At 70.9% G+C, this 18,669-nt stretch carries 15 protein-coding genes and 2 pseudogenes; 7 read left to right on the top strand and 10 right to left on the bottom strand.

Annotated elements, in window-relative coordinates; genetic code table 11:
* Positions 1 to 11 precede the first annotated feature (11 nt).
* Entirely contained in the window at positions 12 to 1,025 is a 1,014-nt protein-coding gene (locus tag P2Q00_RS12710) for an aldo/keto reductase (RefSeq protein ID WP_275772431.1), read from the top strand.
* Positions 1,016 to 1,738 carry a FadR/GntR family transcriptional regulator gene (locus P2Q00_RS12705; protein ID WP_275772429.1) on the top strand — a complete coding sequence of 241 codons (723 nt, stop codon included), beginning with the start codon at positions 1,016 to 1,018 and terminating at the stop codon, positions 1,736 to 1,738. Before P2Q00_RS12710 ends, P2Q00_RS12705 begins: the two co-directional genes overlap by 10 nt.
* 30 nt (positions 1,739 to 1,768) lie before the next feature.
* Here the strand turns inward: P2Q00_RS12705 and P2Q00_RS12700 are convergent, their stop codons facing one another.
* Positions 1,769 to 2,875, bottom strand: a complete 1,107-nt coding sequence (locus P2Q00_RS12700; RefSeq protein ID WP_275772428.1) for a ricin-type beta-trefoil lectin domain protein — start codon at positions 2,873 to 2,875, stop codon at positions 1,769 to 1,771.
* Positions 2,876 to 3,207: 332 nt separating this feature from the next.
* On the opposite strand from P2Q00_RS12700, the gene trpC reads away from it, so the two are divergent.
* The 3 genes from trpC (at position 3,208) to P2Q00_RS12685 (ending at position 8,217) form a co-directional block, all read left to right on the top strand.
* Positions 3,208 to 3,993, top strand: coding sequence for an indole-3-glycerol phosphate synthase TrpC (gene trpC, locus P2Q00_RS12695; protein ID WP_275772426.1), 786 nt, complete (start codon positions 3,208 to 3,210; stop codon positions 3,991 to 3,993).
* Between the two features lie 179 nt (positions 3,994 to 4,172).
* Complete coding sequence (locus P2Q00_RS12690) at positions 4,173 to 4,424, top strand: hypothetical protein (RefSeq protein WP_275772424.1); 252 nt, start codon at positions 4,173 to 4,175, stop codon at positions 4,422 to 4,424.
* 55 nt (positions 4,425 to 4,479) lie between these two features.
* Positions 4,480 to 8,217: a WD40 repeat domain-containing protein gene (locus P2Q00_RS12685; protein WP_275772422.1), complete on the top strand. Its 3,738-nt coding sequence runs from the start codon at positions 4,480 to 4,482 to the stop codon at positions 8,215 to 8,217.
* Here the strand turns inward: P2Q00_RS12685 and P2Q00_RS12680 are convergent.
* The 4 genes from P2Q00_RS12680 to P2Q00_RS12665 form a co-directional block, all read right to left on the bottom strand.
* Positions 8,195 to 8,842 (bottom strand): hypothetical protein, encoded by a 648-nt coding sequence (locus P2Q00_RS12680; protein ID WP_275772421.1) that lies wholly within the window; start codon positions 8,840 to 8,842, stop codon positions 8,195 to 8,197. The two genes, P2Q00_RS12685 and P2Q00_RS12680, sit on opposite strands and share 23 nt — an antisense overlap.
* A 95-nt stretch (positions 8,843 to 8,937) precedes the next feature.
* A complete protein-coding gene (locus P2Q00_RS12675; protein ID WP_275772419.1) occupies positions 8,938 to 9,567 on the bottom strand; it encodes a hypothetical protein in 630 nt (209 codons plus the stop codon).
* 55 nt (positions 9,568 to 9,622) lie between these two features.
* Positions 9,623 to 10,024 carry a hypothetical protein gene (locus P2Q00_RS12670; RefSeq protein ID WP_275772417.1) on the bottom strand — a complete coding sequence of 134 codons (402 nt, stop codon included), beginning with the start codon at positions 10,022 to 10,024 and terminating at the stop codon, positions 9,623 to 9,625.
* Between the two features lie 265 nt (positions 10,025 to 10,289).
* A complete protein-coding gene (locus P2Q00_RS12665; RefSeq protein WP_275772415.1) occupies positions 10,290 to 12,209 on the bottom strand; it encodes an amidohydrolase in 1,920 nt (639 codons plus the stop codon).
* Positions 12,210 to 12,320: 111 nt separating this feature from the next.
* Between P2Q00_RS12665 and P2Q00_RS12660 the strand changes: the two are divergent.
* Positions 12,321 to 12,401, top strand: a pseudogene (locus P2Q00_RS12660) (hypothetical protein); the annotation flags it as partial.
* A 1-nt stretch (position 12,402) separates the two neighbouring features.
* On the top strand, positions 12,403 to 13,368 hold the full coding sequence (locus tag P2Q00_RS12655; protein WP_275772414.1) for a LacI family DNA-binding transcriptional regulator: 966 nt from the start codon (positions 12,403 to 12,405) through the stop codon (positions 13,366 to 13,368).
* Between the two features lie 613 nt (positions 13,369 to 13,981).
* Here P2Q00_RS12655 and P2Q00_RS12650 read toward each other — a convergent pair.
* From P2Q00_RS12650 to P2Q00_RS12630, 5 genes and pseudogenes are all read right to left on the bottom strand, one after another.
* A complete protein-coding gene (locus P2Q00_RS12650) occupies positions 13,982 to 14,977 on the bottom strand; it encodes an aldo/keto reductase (protein WP_425579585.1) in 996 nt (331 codons plus the stop codon).
* A 2-nt stretch (positions 14,978 to 14,979) separates the two neighbouring features.
* Positions 14,980 to 15,324 (bottom strand): annotated as a pseudogene (locus P2Q00_RS12645) (SDR family oxidoreductase); the annotation flags it as partial.
* Positions 15,325 to 15,344: 20 nt separating this feature from the next.
* Positions 15,345 to 16,241 carry an amidohydrolase family protein gene (locus tag P2Q00_RS12640; RefSeq protein WP_275772411.1) on the bottom strand — a complete coding sequence of 299 codons (897 nt, stop codon included), beginning with the start codon at positions 16,239 to 16,241 and terminating at the stop codon, positions 15,345 to 15,347.
* 62 nt (positions 16,242 to 16,303) lie between these two features.
* Positions 16,304 to 16,651 carry an L-rhamnose mutarotase gene (locus tag P2Q00_RS12635; protein WP_275772409.1) on the bottom strand — a complete coding sequence of 116 codons (348 nt, stop codon included), beginning with the start codon at positions 16,649 to 16,651 and terminating at the stop codon, positions 16,304 to 16,306.
* Positions 16,648 to 18,660: a DUF8034 domain-containing protein gene (locus P2Q00_RS12630; RefSeq protein ID WP_275772407.1), complete on the bottom strand. Its 2,013-nt coding sequence runs from the start codon at positions 18,658 to 18,660 to the stop codon at positions 16,648 to 16,650. The genes P2Q00_RS12635 and P2Q00_RS12630 overlap by 4 nt, the downstream gene beginning before the upstream one ends.
* Positions 18,661 to 18,669 lie beyond the last annotated feature (9 nt).

Below are 18,669 nucleotides of genomic sequence, written 5' to 3'. Positions count from 1 at the left end.
AGGAGCACGACTTGCACCAACGGAAGATCCAGAACACGTCCGTCGCACTCACCGGGCTCGGCTTCGGGGCCTCCGTGATCGGCAACCTCTACCGCATCACCCCGGTCGAGGACGCGACCGCCGCGATCGACGCGGCCTGGGACGCCGGCATCCGCTACTTCGACACCGCACCGCACTACGGCCTCGGCCTCTCCGAGCGCCGTCTGGGCGCCGCCCTGAAGGGCCGCCCGCGTGCCGAGTACGTCATCTCCTCCAAGGTGGGCAGGCTGCTGGTGCCCAACGAGGAGCCACGCGGTGTCGACACGGAGGGCTTCGTCGTACGGGACGACCTGCGGCGGCAGTGGGACTTCAGCCGTGACGGCGTACTCCGCTCCATCGAGGACACTCTGCAGCGCACCGGCCTGGACCGGCTGGACATCGTCTACCTGCACGATCCGGACGACCACTGGCGACAGGCGGCGGAGGAGGCCATGCCCGCGCTCGCGGACTTGCGCGACCAGGGGGTGATCGGCGCGATCGGCGCCGGCATGAACCAGTCGGCGATGCTCGCCCGCTTCCTGCGCGAGACCGCCGCCGACGTGGTGATGCTGGCCGGGCGCTACACCCTCCTGGACCAGTCGGCGCTGGACGACGTCCTGCCCGCCGCACGGGACCTCGGTAAGAGCGTGGTGGCGGTGGGCGTGTTCAACTCGGGCCTGCTCTCCCGTGAGTGGCCCGCCGAGGGCATGAAGTACGACTACCAGGACGCCCCGCCGGCGCTGGTCGCCCGTGCCAGGGCGATCGCCGAGGTCTGTGCTGCGCACGGGACCAGCCTGCCCGCCGCCGCGATCGCCTTCCCGTACACCCATCCCAGTATCATCAACGTCACCCTCGGCATGCGGACTCCGCAACAGGTCGGACGAAACGTGGAACTCCATGATCAGCACGTCCCGGACGGCCTCTGGGACGATCTGAGCGCGCAGGGGCTGATCAGGTCGGACGTGCTCGCGGGGCACGGTGGAGGGAGGGATGTGCGGTGTCTCTGACGGACAAGGCCATCGAGCAGATCCGTGAGCTGATCCGGACCGGTGCCCTTCCTCCGGGCTCGAAGCTCCCACCGGAGCCGGACCTGGCCGCTCAGCTGGGCCTGTCCCGCAACCTCGCCCGCGAGGCGGTCAAGGCGCTGGCCGTAGCGCGGGTCCTGGAGGTCCGGCGCGGGGACGGCACGTATGTGACCAGCCTCCAGCCGAGCCTGCTCCTGGAGGGGCTCGGCGGTGCGGTGGAGCTCCTGCAGGGCGACTCGGTTGCCCTGCAGGACCTCATGGAGGTACGGCGGCTCCTCGAACCCATGGCCACGGCCCTTGCCGCCACACGGATTTCCGATGAGCAGCTGGCCGAGGTGAAGCGGCACCTGGACGCCATGCGCGAGGCCCGCGACGACGTCGAACGGCTCAACGCCCACGACGCCGCCTTCCACCGCGCCGTCGTCTCGGCCACGGGCAACGAGACCCTCCTCACCCTCCTGGAAGGGATCTCCGGCCGCACCCTGCGCGCCCGCATCTGGCGCGGTCTGGTCGACGACAAGGCCGCGGGCCGCACCCTCGCCGAGCACGAGGCCATCTTCAACGCCCTGTCCACCCGTGACGCCACCCTCAGCCAGGCAGCGGCACTACTGCACGTGAGCAACACCGAGCAGTGGCTGAGGGAACACCTGCGCTCGGGCGAACCGCTCCCCTTCGGGACGACGGCGGGGAAGTGACGGGCGGGCGCCGCCCGCCCGTGCCCGGGGTCACCCGGCGGTCAGCGTGGTCCACTTCTGGTTGGAGCCGCCGTTGCAGTCCCACAGCTGGAGTTGCGTGCCGTCGGTCGTGGAGAAGCCCGGAACGTCGAGGCAGCGGCCGGAGGCGGGGTTGCGGTAGCCGCCGTTGTAGGGCTGCCAGACCTGGTTGGCGCCGCCGTGGCAGGCCCACAGCTGCACCTTGGTGCCGTTGGCGGTGCCCCAGCCGGAGGCGTCGAGGCACTTGCCCATCGAGCGCAACGTGCCGTCGGTGTAGGCGGACCACAGCTGGTTGGCACCGTCGCCGCAGCTCCAGGTCTGGACGGCGGTCCCGTCGGCGCTGTTGGCGCCGTTGACGTCCAGGCACTTACCGGCGATGCCGGACTGCACGCGTGCGGCCGCGGGGGCGGGGTCCCTCAGCCACCCGGCGCTGTCCGCGGCCTGGATGCCGCGGTGGAAGGCCTCGGCCATCTTCTGGTAGCCCGAGTCGTTGGGATGCAGGTTGTCCGCCAGGTCGGCCGTGGTCAGGCTGCTCATGTCGACGTATGCGACGTGCTTGCCCCCGGCCTGTTCGTCCCTCACGATCTGGGGGATGGCCTGGTTGTACGCGGCACGGTACTGCTCCTCCGAGCCGCTGGTGGACACCACCAGGGAGGCCACGAGGACGGTCGCGTCGGGGGCGGCGGCGGTGACCTGGTCGACCAGCGACCTCAGCCGGTCGGTGGCGGTGGAGACCTGGTAGCTCTCGTTGAGGTCGTTGGTGCCGATGTGCAGCGTCACGACGTTGGGCCGGTAGCGGGTCAGCGACGCGTCGGCGAGCGTGGCGATCTGGCCGATCCTGTACCCGGAGTGGCCTTCGTTGTCGGGGTCGGACATCGAACCGTTCCGCCCCGTGCCCACGAAGTCCAGCGGATGGCCGTCCGCCGCAAGCTCGTTCCACAACGGCCCCCGGTAGCCGTTGCCCGTACTGCTGCCCACACCCCAGGTGATGGAGTCACCCAACGGCATGACCCGCAAGGGCGTGTTCGAGGCGGCGGAGGCAGGGGTGACATCTGCCGCGGTCACCCCGAGCGCGGCAGCGACGAGCGTGATCAGAGGTAAAGCCCAAGGCTTTCTCATACGACGTCCTTTTCTGCGGGTGGTTTTCGCGCACCGGTATAGATACCACGATCCCCGGCTGGAACATCCCATGAATTCAGGGGATTTTCGGGAAGTAGGGGGCCGGTGGCGCGGGGGCGTACCTGGCCGGAAGTCATCCAAGGACGCTTCTACGGGGGCGGGTTGGCCGCCAAGGGCACCCCTGGTCTCGACCGATAAACATCCCATGTATGTTGCCGACCGCGAGTTCACTTCCGCGCCGCGTGGCAGGCCGGTGCGCACGCCATGATCGATCCGAATAACCTTCTTCGAGCACGACCTGGATGTGCGGACGAATCGACAGGGAGATGACGATGAGCGTTCTTGACGGAATCCTTGAGGGAGTTCGCGAGGACTTGGAAGAGCGCAAGCGTGCGACGCCGCTGGCGGAGCTGCGCTCCCGGGCGGCTGACGCGGCACCCGCACTCGACCCGCTGCCCGAATTCCGGGCGCCCGGCGTGTCCATCATCGCCGAGGTCAAGCGAAAGAGCCCCAGCAAGGGGTCGCTGGCAGACATCCCCGACCCGGCATCCCTCGCGGCCCAGTACGCGGCCGGCGGTGCCGCTGCGATCAGTGTGCTCACCGAGCGCAGGCGTTTCGGCGGCTCGCTCGCCGATCTGGACGCCGTACGTGCCCGGGTCGACGTGCCAATCCTGCGCAAGGATTTCATCGTCGACCCCTATCAGCTGTGGGAGGCCCGCGCGCACGGCGCCGATCTTGCGCTTCTCATGGTCGTGTCCCTGGACGATGGTCAGCTCGCCGACCTGATGGGGCTGTGCAAGGAGTTGGGCCTCACGCCGCTGGTGGAGGCGCACACGGCCGAGGAAGTGCGGCGCGCTGTCGCTGCGGGAGCCGAACTCCTCGGCATCAACGCGCGGGACCTGACAACGCTGGATGTGGATCGCAGTGTGTTCGCCGACCTCGTGACGGCCATCCCGGAAGGCACGGTCAGGGTCGCGGAATCGGGCGTGACCGGCCCGAAGGACGTGGCGGAGTACCGCGGTTGGGGAGCCGACGTGGTGCTGGTCGGCGAGGCACTCGTCCGCTCGGGGGACCCGCGGACCGCCGTACGCGAGTTCATCGAGACGGCCGGGGCATAGCTGAGGCATGAACGGCGTCCGGCTCGGACCGGCACGCCTGGAGATGCGGGCCGACCCACACAGTGATTCGGCCCCGGCCCCGGCCCAGGCTGCGGCTGCGGGGAAGCCGGGGTCGTCTTCTGCCGGGTCGGTGGGGAAGAGGCGGCTACGGAGCACCTTCTACGCGCTTCCACGACCACATGGCGATCTACCAGAACGACATCTGGGTGGACCGCGATGTCGACGGATACCAGCCGGCGCCGTTGATCACGCTCAGGGCGGCCCCCGGCAACACCGCCGAGGACGTCAGCACCCTGGTCGCCGCCGACGACGGCCTGGTGTGCCTGACCTGTCTGTGGTGGACCGCAGAGGGGCCGGCGCGGCTCGTTTCGGCCACAGATACCTGCATGTCACCTGGAGGATTCCTGGGCGTTGCCTGGTCATCCATATGATCGTCGCCCCGATGTCAACGATGACACCTGCGTCAGGAGTATGGAGGTACGTGTCATGGGGCGTCCCGAGAGACCGGTGGACCCACAGGCCGGTCCCGTTCAGCGACTCGCGCACGAGCTGCGTGAGCTGCGGAAGGCCGCCGGGAGCCCCTCGTACCGGACGATGGCGAAGGCGGCGGGTTTCTCGGCGACCGCTCTGTCACTGGCTGCCGCCGGCGAGCGGCTTCCCTCTCTCGCCGTGGTCCAAGGCTACGTCCGCGCCTGCGACGGCGATCCCGCCGAGTGGGAGCCGCGCTGGAAGGACGCCGAGGCCGAGGCGAACCAGGCCCCCGTGGAGGACATGGAGGACGCGCCGCCGCCGTATCGCGGGCTGGCCCGTTTCGAGCCCGACCACCGGCACCTGTTCTTCGGCCGGGACCGCATGATCGACGAAGTCGGGCACCTGGTGTGCGAGCACCGGTTCGCGGTGCTGTTCGGTGCCTCGGGGAGCGGGAAGTCGTCCCTGCTGCGGGCGGGGCTGATCCCGCGCCTGCAGCAGGAGATCGCGGCGCGCGGCTGCCCGGCCACCCTGCGGATCCTCACCCCGGGAGCCACCCCGGCCACGACATACGGACATCTGCTGAGCCCCGCCGCGGATGAGCCGGAGGGATGGGTGGTGGTGGACCAGTTCGAGGAGGTCTTCACCCTCTGCCGTGACCCACAGGAACGTTCCGGCTTCGTCGATCTGCTGCTTGCCGCCTGCGACCCGGACAGCCGGCTGCGCGTGCTCGTCGCCGTACGCGCCGACTTCTACGCCCGCTGCGCCGAGCACCGCGGCCTCGCGGACGCCCTGCGCGGCGCCGGGCTGCTGCTCGGCCCGATGACGGCGGACGAACTGCGGGATGCGGTGGTCGGACCGGCGCAGAAGGCCGGGTTCCGGGTGGAGCGGACACTGACCGCCCGCCTGCTGGAGGAGGTCCAGGGCGAACCCGGCAGGCTGCCGATGCTCTCGCACGTCCTGCTGGAGACCTGGCGACGACGGAAGGGACGGATGCTCACCCTCGCCGGATACGAGGCCGCCGGCGGGGTGCGCGGCGCGATCGCGGCGAGTGCCGAGGAGGTGTACGGCGGCCTGTCCGCGGCCCAGGCGAGTGCCGCCCGGCGACTGCTGCTGCGGATGGTCGAGCCCGGCCAGGGCACCCCCGACACCCGGCGCCCGCTCACCCGGGCCGAGCTTCAGGAGTGGGCGGATGCCGATGTGCGGGTGGTGGTGGAGCGGCTGACCCGGGCCCGCCTGCTGACCGCCGACGAGGACGGCGTCCAGCTCGCCCACGAGGCCCTGATCACCTGCTGGCCCCGACTGCACGGCTGGATCGAGGAGGACCGCGAACGGCTTCGCCACCACCGGATGCTCGCCGACGCGGCCCGCACCTGGCTGGAGCACGACCGCGACCCGGGCGACCTGTACCGGGGCACCCGGTTGGCCCGCGCGGAGGAGAACTTCCCGGACCACGACAGGGATTCGGCGCTGACGGCGGCCGAACGTGACTTCCTGACCGCTTCGCTGGACGCCCGGGAGGCGGAGCGCAGGGCCGCCGCCCGGACCGTCCGCAGGCATCGGTTCCTGACCGTGTCGCTGTCCGCGGTCCTGGCTGTGGCGCTGCTGACGGCTGTCGCCGTCTGGCAGGCCTACGCCGACAACGAGCGCCGGCGCACTCAGGAAGCGGCCCGCCAGGTCGCCGACGTGGCAGACGCGCTGCGCACCACCGACCCGCGCGCGGCGCTGCTGCTGGGCGCGGCTGCCTGGCGCGTCGCCGAGCTGCCCGAGACCCGCCGCGCACTGCTCGGCTCCCTCGCCCAGCAGGAGCCGGACACCTTCACCGACCCCGTGCCCGGCGATTCCGCCTGGCGTTCCCTCTCCGCCTCCGGCCGCACCCTGCTGAGCCCCGTCGACCGCACCTGGCGCACCTGGGACGTCAGAACGCACCGGCGCACCGGCTCGGGCCGGCTACCGGACGGCATGGTCCTCGGGGCGAGCCCGGACACCCGGGTGCTCGTGGTCAGCGGCCACGACGGGATACGGCTCTGGGACACCGCCACCGGGCACTGGACCGGCGGCCAAGACCCGCTGCCGCAGTTCACCGACGTCCGCTTCACCGGCGACGACCGCGCCTTCCTGAGCACCGAGGGTGACCGGGTGCGGCTGCGCTCGGTCACGGACGGCCGCGTGCTGTTCGAGGCCCCGGCACCAGGTGTGACGGGCACGGCGCTCAGCGCGGACGGACGGCGCGCGGCCGTCTGCTCTGGCGGACAGGCCCCCCAGCTGTGGGACATACCCGGTCACCGTGCCCTGTCCGGGACCTGGCAGAAGGACCACATCTGCGACGAGGACACGAACACGACCGTTCTCGCGCTCGACGAGGACCGGCTGGCCGCCGCCACCGGCACCGGGCTGCGGGTCTGGGACACCGGGACCGGCAAGCGGATCGCTGACTTCGCCGACAACGGCGTGAACCACGCCTCCTTCAGTCCGGACGGCGCCTTCCTGGCGACGGCCGACCACGAGGAGATCCGGGTGTGGCGGCTGGCGGCCCCCGAAGTGCCAGTCTTCCGGCACTCCCTGAACAACCAGCGCCCCTACAGCGGCCCGGCCTGGGACCCCGACGGCCGCACCTTGCGCTACCTGGAGGGCACCACCGTCCACACCCTCGACCTCGGCCCGGCGGTCACCCGGGCCTGGCACGGCATCCCGCTGGACGCCGTCGGCTTCAGCCCCGACGGCCGTACCTACGCAACGGCCGAGCGAACCGGCGACCACTACCTCTTCCGGCTGCGCGCCACCGCCGACGACCGGCTGACAAGCACCCTGCCCTCGGTCGACGTGCCCGTCTTCCGCGATCCCGCTCCGGTGATCCCCGTCGCCCCTCTGCCCCTGCTGGCGTTCAGCCCGGACGGCACGGCGCTCGCGTACGGTGTCTCGGCGCCCCGCCAGGAGGTCGTCTCACAGTCCTTCACGGTGTGGGACATCGCCCGCCACCGCGTCCGCTCCACCATGCACCTGCCCGGCGACCCGGTGCTGAAGACCGCTCTGGGACCTGGTGGACGCACCTTGTACGCCTGCCGCGCCCCTCTTCGGCCGGGCGGCGACCTGTACGGCGAGGCGTGGGACACGGCGGCTCGCCGCAGGACGGCGGTGCTGCCGGGACTGACCGGCATTCATCTGGCGGTCCGCCCCGACGGCGGGCTGCTGGTGGGTGACGGACGGCTCGCCGGGCTGCCGTCGGCCAAGGTCACCAGCCGTGACCTCGTGCAGGGCGAGCAGGTGGGCGCGGTGGGGTTCTCGGCCAACGGCTCACTGCTCGCGGCCGGCGACCAGATGGGGCGGGTCGCCTTGTGGGACGGGACGGCGAGCCGGCGTGCCGGTGTGCTGCGCAACGTCTTCCCGGCGCCGCTCGGTGACCGCCCGGAGGCGGTGAACGCGCTGGCGTTCAGCCCCGACGGCCGGACGCTGGCGGTGAGCGGCGACGCCGGCAGCGTGCAGCTGTGGGACGTGGCGACCCGCCAGCCCCTCGGCACCCCGCTGACCACACCCGGCGACGCCATCGCGTCCCTGGCCTTCTCCCCCGACGGCACGACCCTGTACGCGGGCGGTGCGCACATCCCTCTCCAGCGGTACGACATCGATCCCGGACGGGCGATCGCGCGGGTCTGCGCCCGGGCGCGCACCGACCTGACGCGGGAACAGTGGCGGACGTACGTGCCGGACGCGCCCTATCGGCGGCCGTGCGCGGTCAGTGCGGGAGCCGGGGGGTGATCTGCCGGGCCAGCGAGACGAGGCGGTCGGCGCCCTTCGCCCCGCCCGTCTCCGCGAGGGTGAGCACCCAGGTCCTGGAACCCGCGCGCCACACCACGTAGGCGACGTTCTGCCGTGGCTGCAGCACCACCACCGTCTCGCGGAAGGCGCTCTGCCCCAGTCCGGTGACCTCGGTCGCCTTCACGTCGCGCATGCCCGCCGACGCGGGGTCGCGGACCAGGCTGTGCGAGGCGGAGACCTCGGCGTCGTAGGAGCGTGCGGACGGGTTGAGGGTCAGCAGCGCCGTCCCGTCGCCGGAGGCGTAGCTGCACGAGTCCGGAGCGGTGCCGTTGCCGGGTGCGAGGCGGGGAGCCTGCTTCGGGTCGGTCAGCACCTGCCGGGCGGCGGACCGGTCGAGGACGGCGCACAGCCGCGAGGGCGGCAGGGTCTTGGGCGAGGAAATGACGGAGGGCGTGACGGCGGGGCCGGGCGAGACGGTCGCCCTCGGAGCCGCACCGGTGGGGGAGGCTTCCGCGGCGGCCGGGGATGCGCTTCCTGAGGAACAGGAGGCCAGCAGAGCGCACAGGAGGGCGGCGGCCGCGGGCAGGGCGGTGCGGGGGAGACGGCGGAGACTGCGCGGGTGCATGGCCGGGGTACCTCATGAGGTCGGAGATGGAACGGGAAGGGGGCCCGGCCCCGGTGAAGGTGCAGGAACACCGGGGCCGGGCCGGCTTTTGGGTGTCAGTTCCAGACGTTGTACGAGCCGTAGTCGTTGACCCTGAGGTTGGCCGTCCACGAGCCCCACTCGTAGTTGCCGTCCCACCAGTACCGCTCCTGGCCGCCGCCGCAGCTGGAGTGGTCGGTGCGGAAGGCGCCGACGAAGGTGCCCTTCGTCCAGCGGCGCTCCACCACCTGGATCGGCTGGGCGTACTGCCCCGGGCTCAGGTTCGTGCCGAAGGTGAACGACGTGGTGGTGGACCCGTTGCGGCCGTAGGAGGGGGTGATGCTGGCGAGCACCTGGTTGAGCCACGGGACGGGGTTGCTGACGCTGACGCCGACCGACCACTGCCAGCCCGTGGTGTTCGACTGCTGCCAGGAGTAGGAGCAGCTGGGTGCATTCGGGGGGCAGCGGAAGGTGGGTCCGCGCCACACCCAGTCCTGGTAGGTGTTGGCTGCCTGGGTCTGGGACTTGGCCCAGGTGGTGTCGCCCTTGCGGATGTCGTAGCCGTCCGGCTTCCAGCACCAGGTGTCCGCCGAGGCGGAGCCGGGCGAGGCCAGCAGGAGGAGCGGGGCGAGGCCCAGGCTGAGCACCGGTGCCAGCCAGCGGCGGCGTGTCTTGCGCTCGGGGACGGTCGTGTCGTTGGAAAGCACGTTCGTGACTCCTTGATCGGAAAGTGGGGGGAAGCCTTGCTGAGCTTGTCCGGGCCTAGGAGGCACTGAGGATCCACCACTGGTTCTGATCGGGTCCGACCCACCTGTAATGCCAGTTGTCGGTCTTCGACCAGCCCTCGCAGTTGCCGCCGGTGTATGCCGTGGTGTTGACGGCGTCACGGCCGGAGAACCACACATCGGGGTAGTAGCTGATGTGGCCCAGGGGCGTGGTGCCGGTCAGGCACCGGGTCCACGCGTGGCCGTTGGGCTCTGTGACGTAGAGGCGGACGCTGCGGACGTTATAGGTGCCGTTCTGGATCTGCACGCATCCGGTGAGCGGAGGGGAGTTGCAGGTCGAGGCGGCGCTGGCCTCGCCGGAGGCCATGGTCAGCGAGCCACCCGCGAGGGCGACCACGGCCAGGGCGCCGGCGATTCTTTTACGGAGTGAACGGGACATGGCCCCGCTCCCTTCTGTCCGGTTGGGTTGGCACAACCGAATCTCCGGGGTCGGCAGTTGATAAGGGAGTCGGATCCAGGAGGTAATCAACCCCGAGGGGGTTTAATCAATGCACTTCATCAACGGTTCACAGGACGAAGCGCCGCGGCTCGCCCCGGGCGGTCAACAGCGTCCGGACCGCGTGCGGACGGCTTCTCTTGCGGCCGTCCACTTCGCAGCACTTCGCCCCGCCGCAAGTGGCGGGGCGAAGTAATCAATCCTTGAATCAACCGACAGCGTTCCCTGCGCGGGTCAGTGCCCTTGGCAGCAGGAACCACCCTGTGTCCGGCCGGCGCCCAGCGCGCCCATGCGCTGCGCCGCCTCGGCTCGGGCCCGTCCCGTCTCCGATGCCGCGTCGTGGACCACCCGTCCGGAGACCAGGGTGTAGCGGACCTTGGTGGCGCGGATGTCCTTCTCCGGCACGCTGGTGGATGTCCCGGTCGAGGACGATCAGGTCGCCCCGCCGGCCCGGCCGAACGGTTCCCGAGCCGCCGTCGTGCAGCTGGTGCGCCGCGCCAGCGGTGTGCATGACCAGCGACTGGGTCCGGGTCAGCGCTTCCCGGGTGTTGAGAGGCGGCTGGTTCTCCTCGGGGTTGCTGCGGTCGATCGCGGTGGCGATCTGGGTGAAGGGCAGCAGCGGGTCGACCGGCCAGTCCGAGCCACCGGCCAGCCGGGCCCCCGCCTTGGCCAGGCTCTGAGCCGGGTACAGGCGCGCGTACCGGTCCGGCCCGATGTACGGCCGCAGCGCGTCGTTCGTGAACGCGGAGGGCATCGCCCACTGCAACTGCATGCTGGCCACCACTCTCGCCCGGGTGAAACGCCGGTAGTCGTGGGGGTGCACCAGTTGGAGGTGGGCAATGGTGTGCCGTCGGCCGGGGCGGCCCGGGCGGGCGACGGCCTCGTAGGCGTTCAGGGCCGTGCGTACGGCGCGGTCGCCGATGGCGTGGGCGTGCAGCTGCCAGCCGTCCGCGTCCAGGGCTGCGACGAGAGCCCGGTAGTCCCGGTCGCTGACGTGCAGGGTGCCACGCTGATCGGTCGGCCTGCCCTCGGCGTCCAGGTACGGGTCCAGCAGGGCGGCGGTCTGCGCCGGGAACTCCATCACCCCGTCGAGGAAGACCTTGGCGGTGGTCAGCCGCAGGGTGTCCGGTCCGGTGAAGCGCCGGCGCACGCCGCGCAGGTACTCGGCCGCCGCCTGGGGCTTCTTGGCGAGGTCGGCGTCGATCAGCAGCGCGGGGGTGATGTGCTGCGGCAACAGGCCCTTGGCGATGAGGCCGGCGTATGTCTTGACGGAATCCTCACCGCTGGCGGCGTCGAGGAAGGACGTGATGCCGGCGGCCAGCAGCATGCCTGCCATCTTGATCTGGGCGGCCTCCATCCGGTCAGGGCTCGGCGGAGGGATCACCCCGCTGACGAGTCCTTGGGCGTCGTCCTTGAGCAGGCCGGTCGGTTCCCCGGACCCGTCGCGGACGATCTGTCCGCCCGCCGGATCGGGGGTGGTGCGGTCGACTTTCGCGAGGGCCAAGGCCCTGCTGTTCGCGAGACTGTTGTGGAAGTCCGAACCCTGCAGGAAGATCGGGCGCCTGGTGTTCAGCGAGTCGAGCAGCTTCTTGTCGGCCACCGTGCCCGCGGGCAGCAGGCCCACCGGGTTCCAGTCGGTCACCTGGAGCCAGCCGTCCGGTTCCTGCGCCGTCGTCGCGTCCAGCATCTCCTGGATCTTGGCGCGGAACTGCGGAACCGTCATGGACGCATTGCCCAGCGACGGGTTCAGGGACTGCGCGGCCGCGCCGAGCGGGTGCATGTGCCCGTCTTGCAGGCCCGGCATGACGGTACCGCCGCCGGCGTCGATGACGACCGTACGGGGGCCGATGCGCCGCCGTATGTCCGCGTCGCACCCGACCTCGATGATCTTTCCGTCGCTGCCGACGGCCACCGCCTGCGCTCGCGCGCTGCCGTGGGCTGCGGTGAACACTCTTCCGTTCAGGATCACGGTGGACACCCGCACCGGATGCCGGCCGGTCGCGGCCTGTGCGGCTGTACCGGAAGCAGCCACCGTGAGGGCGCCTGCCCCGGCTGCGGCCAGAAACGTCCGCCGGTGGAGCGGGCCGCCCGCGGGTGCCGCAGAGGCGCTGTCGAAGACTTCTGCCATCTGAATAACTCCTCACCCGGCGGCTGGTCCGGCCGCCGTCGCCCGGCACGCTGATTGATTAAGGTCATAACCACAAGCCGCCACGGGGCTGTTGCGGAACATGGGGTACACATGACGAGCTCGCGTGCCTGGCGGCGTCCCACGCTGGATGCCGTGGCCGCACGTGCCGGGGTGTCCACGGCCACGGTGTCGAATGCGCTCAACGGCACCGGACGACTGTCCGAGACGACCAGGCAGCCGGGTGCTGGCCGCGGCACGCGAACTCGGTTACGCCCCGGCCAGCACGGCCCGTGCCCTGGCCCGCGGGGGCACCGGAGTGCTCGGCCTGACCATGACGACGTACGGCGACCTTCCCGTCCCGTACACCGAGATCCCGTACTACGCACAGCTGACGCTCGGCGCCATGGCTGCGGCACACAAGCGCGGCTACCTGCTCCAGGTGATGCCGAGTTCGATGTCACCGTGGATGTGGCTCAACACGCCGATGGACGGCGTCATCCACGTCGATCCGCGCGCGGAGGACCCGGTGCGTTCCCTCCTGCGGGAGCGAGGCATACCGATGGTCTGCGAAGGCCGGCCGCCCCAGCCGCACTGGGGCGACGCGTGGGTGGACACCGACTACGAAGCGGGCCTGCACCTCCTGCTCGACCACCTCACGCAGTCCGGCGCCCGGCGGATCGGGCTCTCCCTGCCCCTGCACGACGACGCGTACCCTGACCTGATCGCACACGCCTACCGGTTCTGGTGCGACAAACACGGCATGCCTGCCCTCGTGGAGGAGTACGCCCCGCTGCCCGATCCCTTCGCGGCCGAACAGGACGCCGTCAGCCGACTGCTCGACCACGATCCAAGCCCGGACGCTGTCGTCGGCGTCTACTCCGACTCCGGTCACAACATCCTCGCCGCTGCTCGTCGCCACGGTCTTCGGGTGCCGCGGGATCTGCTGGTGGCGTGTGTCAGCGAGGATCCGGACTACGCGACGACCACCCCGCCCGTCACCACGCTCAGCCTCGATCCGGACCGGGTGGGCGCCGAAGCGGTCGACCTGCTGATCGCTGTCATCAACGCCCGCAGCGGCGTCGACCGGCATCGGCTCGTGCAACCGGTGCTGCTCCCTCGCCGGTCCACACGGCGCGCGGGCAAAATGCCCTCGAAATGAGTAGTACTCATTTTGGAGTGACGGTTGGCTCGACGGGTTGATCGGGCGGCGGCAAGCGTGCCGATCGCCACGGTCAATTGCGTTGCCACCTGCGGTAGTTCTTCGTTGCGAGCGGTACGCGCGCGCCGAGCCCGACATGTCGTGGCCGCGTAGGCGGGTTGAGCGGGCAGTACGGCCGCGAAGACGACAGCCGCCGCTGCGAGCGCCTTGACCGTCCCCGCGCCGATGCGTAGGGGTCTAAACACCGTCCGAGCGTCATCCAGTGGCCGAACTCCGGTGGTGCCAACCAGCAGTGGAACATCGTTCCGGTCAGCGGGCAGCTCGCTGCAGCAGTACGCCGACAACGGCGGCAACAACCAGCTGTGAGCCTTCGAGCCGACCAGCGGCGGATCGACGGCGAACGGAGCCGCCATCGATCAGTGGATGCCCCTGAACCAGTCCAACCAGGCTTGGACGATCCAGTGACAGGGTGACCCGGCGCAGGCCAGTGGGCGGTGAGGCCGGAAAGCGACGGCATTCCGGCCTCACCGTACTTACTTTTCGGCACGGCTCTCCGACGGTCGGATTCCGGTCGGTGAGCGCTCCATGCGGCACGTCCGGCTGGCGATCCACATCACTCCTCCTCGGCCGGAACCGGTGCGTAGGCGGGCAGCAGTCCGCATTCCTTGAGCTCCGCCCAGAGCGCGCCGGGGATGGGGTGGTTGACCATCGCGGCGGCGTCCCGCACCTCGTCGGCGCTGCGGGTGCCGACCAGGACCGACGCGACGGCCGGGTGTCCGAAGGGGAACCGGAGCGCGGCGGCGCGCAGCGGGACGCCGTGCCGCTCGCACGCTTCTTTCAACTCCGTTGCCCGGGCGAGGAGTTCGGTGGGCGCTGCGGCGTAGTCGAAGGTGGCGCCGGGCTTCGGGTCGGCGAGCAGGCCGGAGTTGAAGACCCCGCCGACCACCACGCCGACGCCGCGCTCGGCGGCGAGCGGCAGGAGTTCGGCCAGGCCTTGCTGGTCGAGCAGGCTGTAGCGGCCGGCCAGCAGCACGGCGTCGATGTCCGTCTCACGGACGAACCGGGCAGGCAGCTCGGCCTGGTTCATGCCGATGCCGATCGCGCCGAGCACGCCCTCGGCGCGCAGGCGTTCCAGCTCGGGGTATGCCTCGGTGAGGGCCCATTCGGCGTGGTCGTCCGGGTCGTGCAGATAGGCGATGTCGATCCGGTCCACGCCCAGGCGCTCGAGACTGCCCTCCAGCGAGCGGCGTACGCCCTCGGCGCTGAAGTCCCACCGGCGGCGGTGCGTCGCCGGGACCGCAAAGCCGCCGTGGGCCAGATCGTCACCGTCAACCGAGCCAGTGGGCTCCAGGAGACGGCCGACCTTGGTGGAGATCGTGTACTCCTCGCGGGGCATACCGCGCAACACGGTGCCGAGTCGGCGCTCGGACAGGCCGAGGCCGTAGTGCGGGGCGGTGTCGAAGTAGCGAACACCGCACTCCCAGGCGGCGACGACCGCTTCCTCGGCCTCGGCGTCGGTGACCGGGGTGAACAGATTGCCGATCGCCGCCGCGCCGAAGGCGAGTCCACTGACCCGCACCGGCCCGGGCCCGAGCATGTTCTGGCGCATGGTCATGGCTTCACGCCGGGTCGCAGGCGCAGGCCCGCCATGCCGCCGTCGACCGCGAGGGCGGTCCCGGTGACCGAGGCGGCCGCGGGGGAGGCCACGTAGACGATGGCAGCGGCCACCTCCCCGGCGGTGATCAGGCGGCCGGTGGGCTGACGGGCGTTCAGGGCGGCGCGTTCGGCGGCAGGGTCGGGAGCGGCCTCCAGCAGCCAGCCGACCCACGGGGTGTCGACGGTGCCGGGGTTGACGCAGTTGACCCGGATGCCCTCGCGAACGTGGTCGGCCGCCATGGCGAGGGTGAGCGAGAGCACGGCGCCCTTGCTCGCCGAGTACAGCGCACGCTGCGGCAGATCGGTAGCCGTGAGCGTCATCATGATCCCAAGGGCCGTTCACTAGGAGTGAGGCGGTAGAAGGTGGTCGCGGTGCCCGCGAGAATCGCCGAGGTCTCGTCGGCGGAACATCCGGAGAGGAGTTCGTCCACCGTGGCGGCCCAGCGGTCCCAACCGCCCGCGAGATTCGCCACCGGCCAGTCGGAGCCGAACATCAACCGGTCGGGTCCGAAGGCGGAGAGCAGGACGTCCCACACGGGGCGGATGTCGTCGACGGTCCACTTCTCGTGATCCGCCTCGGTGATCAGCCCCGACACCTTGCAGACCACCTGCCGGTGTGCGGCCAGCGTACGCAACTGGCGTTGCCAGTCGGCCAGTTCACCGTCGGCGATCGGCGGCTTGCCGGCGTGGTCGAGCACCTGGGGCAGGTCCGGGAACCGCTCGGCCAGCCGGATCGCCTGGTCCAGCTGGTGGCTGCGGACGAGCACGTCGTAGCAGAGCCCGCGGTCCCGGACCGCCGCCAACCCGCGTTCGGCATCGGGGCGTTGCAGCCAATCCGGATCCGTCTCACCCTGAACGAGATGACGCAGGGACCGCAGATATGCGCCGCCCGGTCCGGCGAGCAACCCGTCGAGCTGGTCGCCGATCCCCGGGGACGTCAGGTCCGCCCAGCCGACCACGGCCCCGATCAGCGGCTCCCGCTCCGCGAGCGCGAGCAGGTCCTCCGTCTCGTGCACGTCCGGCACGCACTGGACGGCCACCGTGCTGTGCAGACGGCGGTCCGCGATGAGTTGGGTGGCGGTGGTGCGCAGGTCGTCGGGGGTGAAGGTGCGGCGGATCGTCGCCAGGGCGGGGTCGTCGAGCCAGGGTTGCGGGCGCTGGTCGAGGTCCCACAGGTGGTGGTGGGCGTCGATGAGTGGGGCGGTGGCGGGGGTCACTGGTGGTCCAAGTCGGGTCGATCCACGTCGGATGGGGCCAAGTCCGTCTGGGGCAAGGTGTGTCAGGCGCTGCTGGTGGCGCAAGGCGGGTTCAGGTGCCAGATCTCAGGGAGCTCCGTCCACTGGCGGGAGTCGCCCTGGTCGGGCCAGGGCTCCTGGCAGGGGTCGGTGAGCTTCCACCACGCCTGGGTCTCGGGGTCGGCTTCGAGGACGGCCATGTCGGCCTCGAAGTCGCCGCCGTGGTACTCGAAGTAGGCGAACAGCACATCGCCGTGGAGGAAGATGCTGTAGTTGCGGATGTTCGCCCGGTGCAGGGCGGCTTCGACTCCGGGCCAGACGGCCGAGTGGAGTGCGAGGTACTCCTCGCGGTGCTCGGGCCGGAGCCTGATGGTCTGGGCGACGCGCTTCATGCGGTTTCTCCCTCCGTGTCCGGGGCGGGCCGACCGGCCGGGGTGTCGAACGGTGTGCGGTAGCTGGGGGCGTGGGCGCGCAGCCGGAGGCGCAGGGTGAGCCGGATGCGGGTGGACGCGGGCAGCCGGACTGCCAGGAAAGCGCCGTCGCAACTCCGCTCCGTCTCGGTGACGACGGGCTCGGTGTGGCCGTAGTCGTACATGTCGCCGATCCAGCCGTCGTCCGCGCAGGTCGAGTACCGGACAGCGGTGATGGTGTGCTCGGCGAAGGCGCCCGCCTGGACGATCACCGTGCGGTCCGTCTCGGGGGCGAGGTTGACCAGTTCGACGGTGGTCGCGTCGGGGTCGATGGAGGTGACCAGTGCGGCCACGTCCGGCGGTAGGCCGGCACGGCGGGCGTCGGCGTCGTGGTAGCGCAGCCGGGCCTGCTGGAGGCCGCCGTTGTACAGCACCTGGGGGCCGCCCCAGGTGAGCTGGACGAGGGCTTCGGTGGCCACGGGGTTGCACTGCTGCCACACATGGATGTCGGCCTCGGGCACGTCCAGGTCCCGGTAGCGGTCGATGCGCCGCAGGCGGTGGCGGACCTGGGCCTGGGCGGTGGCGAGGATCCGCTCGGGGTAGCCGGGATCGTCACCGGCGAGGAAGGCGAACCACGCTTTCTCGTGCCCGGACTCCTCCTTGGCGCGGAAGGGCCGCACGGTACGCCAGTCGATGCCGTCGGCGTCACGCAGCCCCTCCAGCCGGGCGCGGTCGGCGTCGGAGGCCGAGTGGTGCCACAGGGCCACCGGGACCGGCGCGGTCGCAGGGTTGTAGTCGAACCAGCCCGAGTCCTTGTACCGGAAGGGGAGGTGGAGCGTGGGTGTGTGAATGTCGGGGCCGAGTTCGACCGCCCACTTGGAGGGGAGGCTGGAGTCCGCCTCCGTGTGGGGCATCACCTTGGCGTGGCCGATGAGGGCGTCGAGCGAGGTCGTGACCATGGAGAGGTAGTCGTCGTCCCCGGTGACCGTGGCCGCCGCCAGCGCCGCCACACAGGCCGCGTGGCCCACGCTGTGCCAGCCGTGCGGCCAGGACCAGCCGTAGTGGCCGCCGTACCAGCGGCCCTCCAGCAGGCTGCCGACGACGCCGTCCGGGCCGGCGTTGTCCGGGATGAGACCGCCGTTCGCCTCGGTGCGCTCGCGCCACGCACCGACGTACTCGACAATCCAGTCGCGGTAGCGCTCCTCGCCGGACAGGATCCAGGCGTTGAGGACCAGCCCGGCCGCGGCCAGGTTGACGGCGGTGTCGCCGACGCCCATCCGGTCCCGCATCTGCGCGCCGAGCCGCGGGTCCGCGGAGAGGGAGTACGGGCCGCCGTCCGCCTCGGGGATCCAGTCGAGCGGGAAGCCGTACGTCTGCGCTTCCTTGGGCAGCCAGGGGTAGACGTCGCCGTCGAACAGGCCCGTGCGGTCGGGGTCGCTGCCGTTGTGGGGGCGGGTGATGATGCGGTGCTCGGGGTCGTAGTTGCCCTTGGCCGGGTCGACGTACAACTCGGCGAAGCGCAGGGCGCGTTCGGACCAGCGCTCGGGGTCGGCCATACACAGGAAGAAGAGCAGGAGCAGGCTCTCGCCCTGGTGGAACCAGTCGTAGCCGCGTTCGTACTCATCGCGCAGCATGTCCAGTTCGGTGAGCTGCCGGGTCACGCCCTCCCAGTGCTTCTCACTGGCGGGCAGCAGGTCGTCGGCGCCGCCGAGGAGGTACAGCTGGGGCCAGTTGAAGAACACCTCGTAGAAGTCGTCCACACCGTCGCGGGTGGTCAGCGGGCCGGAGTAGTTCAGTCGTCCGTCCGGGCCGGTGAAGTCACGGGCGAAGCGCCGCCAGGCGTGGTCGAGGAGGTCGAACAGGGACCGCTGGGCCACGGCCCAGCCGGGTGGTTCGAGCAGCGGCACCCCCGCCTCGATCTCGGGCGGCGGGACCGGATGATCGCGGGGGGCGTCCTCGGCGGAGGTGCGGTCGGCGGAGCTATAGGGCATGGGGTATCT

This window comes from Streptomyces coacervatus (genome assembly GCF_029223485.1).
Taxonomy (GTDB): Bacteria; Actinomycetota; Actinomycetes; order Streptomycetales; family Streptomycetaceae; genus Streptomyces; species Streptomyces coacervatus.
Note: the sequence above shows the minus strand (reverse complement) of the source record. Positions and strands in the feature narration are given on the sequence as shown.

Coding starts and splice junctions, on each gene's coding strand:
- P2Q00_RS12700 (WP_275772428.1), bottom strand. CDS start 2,875: ATGAGAAAGCCTTGGGCTTTACCTCTGATCACGCTCGTCGCTGCCGCG.
- trpC (WP_275772426.1), top strand. CDS start 3,208: ATGAGCGTTCTTGACGGAATCCTTGAGGGAGTTCGCGAGGACTTGGAA.
- P2Q00_RS12690 (WP_275772424.1), top strand. CDS start 4,173: ATGGCGATCTACCAGAACGACATCTGGGTGGACCGCGATGTCGACGGA.
- P2Q00_RS12685 (WP_275772422.1), top strand. CDS start 4,480: ATGGGGCGTCCCGAGAGACCGGTGGACCCACAGGCCGGTCCCGTTCAG.
- P2Q00_RS12680 (WP_275772421.1), bottom strand. CDS start 8,842: ATGCACCCGCGCAGTCTCCGCCGTCTCCCCCGCACCGCCCTGCCCGCG.
- P2Q00_RS12670 (WP_275772417.1), bottom strand. CDS start 10,024: ATGTCCCGTTCACTCCGTAAAAGAATCGCCGGCGCCCTGGCCGTGGTC.
- P2Q00_RS12665 (WP_275772415.1), bottom strand. CDS start 12,209: ATGGCAGAAGTCTTCGACAGCGCCTCTGCGGCACCCGCGGGCGGCCCG.
- P2Q00_RS12655 (WP_275772414.1), top strand. CDS start 12,403: ATGCGCTCAACGGCACCGGACGACTGTCCGAGACGACCAGGCAGCCGG.
- P2Q00_RS12650 (WP_425579585.1), bottom strand. CDS start 14,977: ATGCGCCAGAACATGCTCGGGCCCGGGCCGGTGCGGGTCAGTGGACTC.
- P2Q00_RS12635 (WP_275772409.1), bottom strand. CDS start 16,651: ATGAAGCGCGTCGCCCAGACCATCAGGCTCCGGCCCGAGCACCGCGAG.
- P2Q00_RS12630 (WP_275772407.1), bottom strand. CDS start 18,660: ATGCCCTATAGCTCCGCCGACCGCACCTCCGCCGAGGACGCCCCCCGC.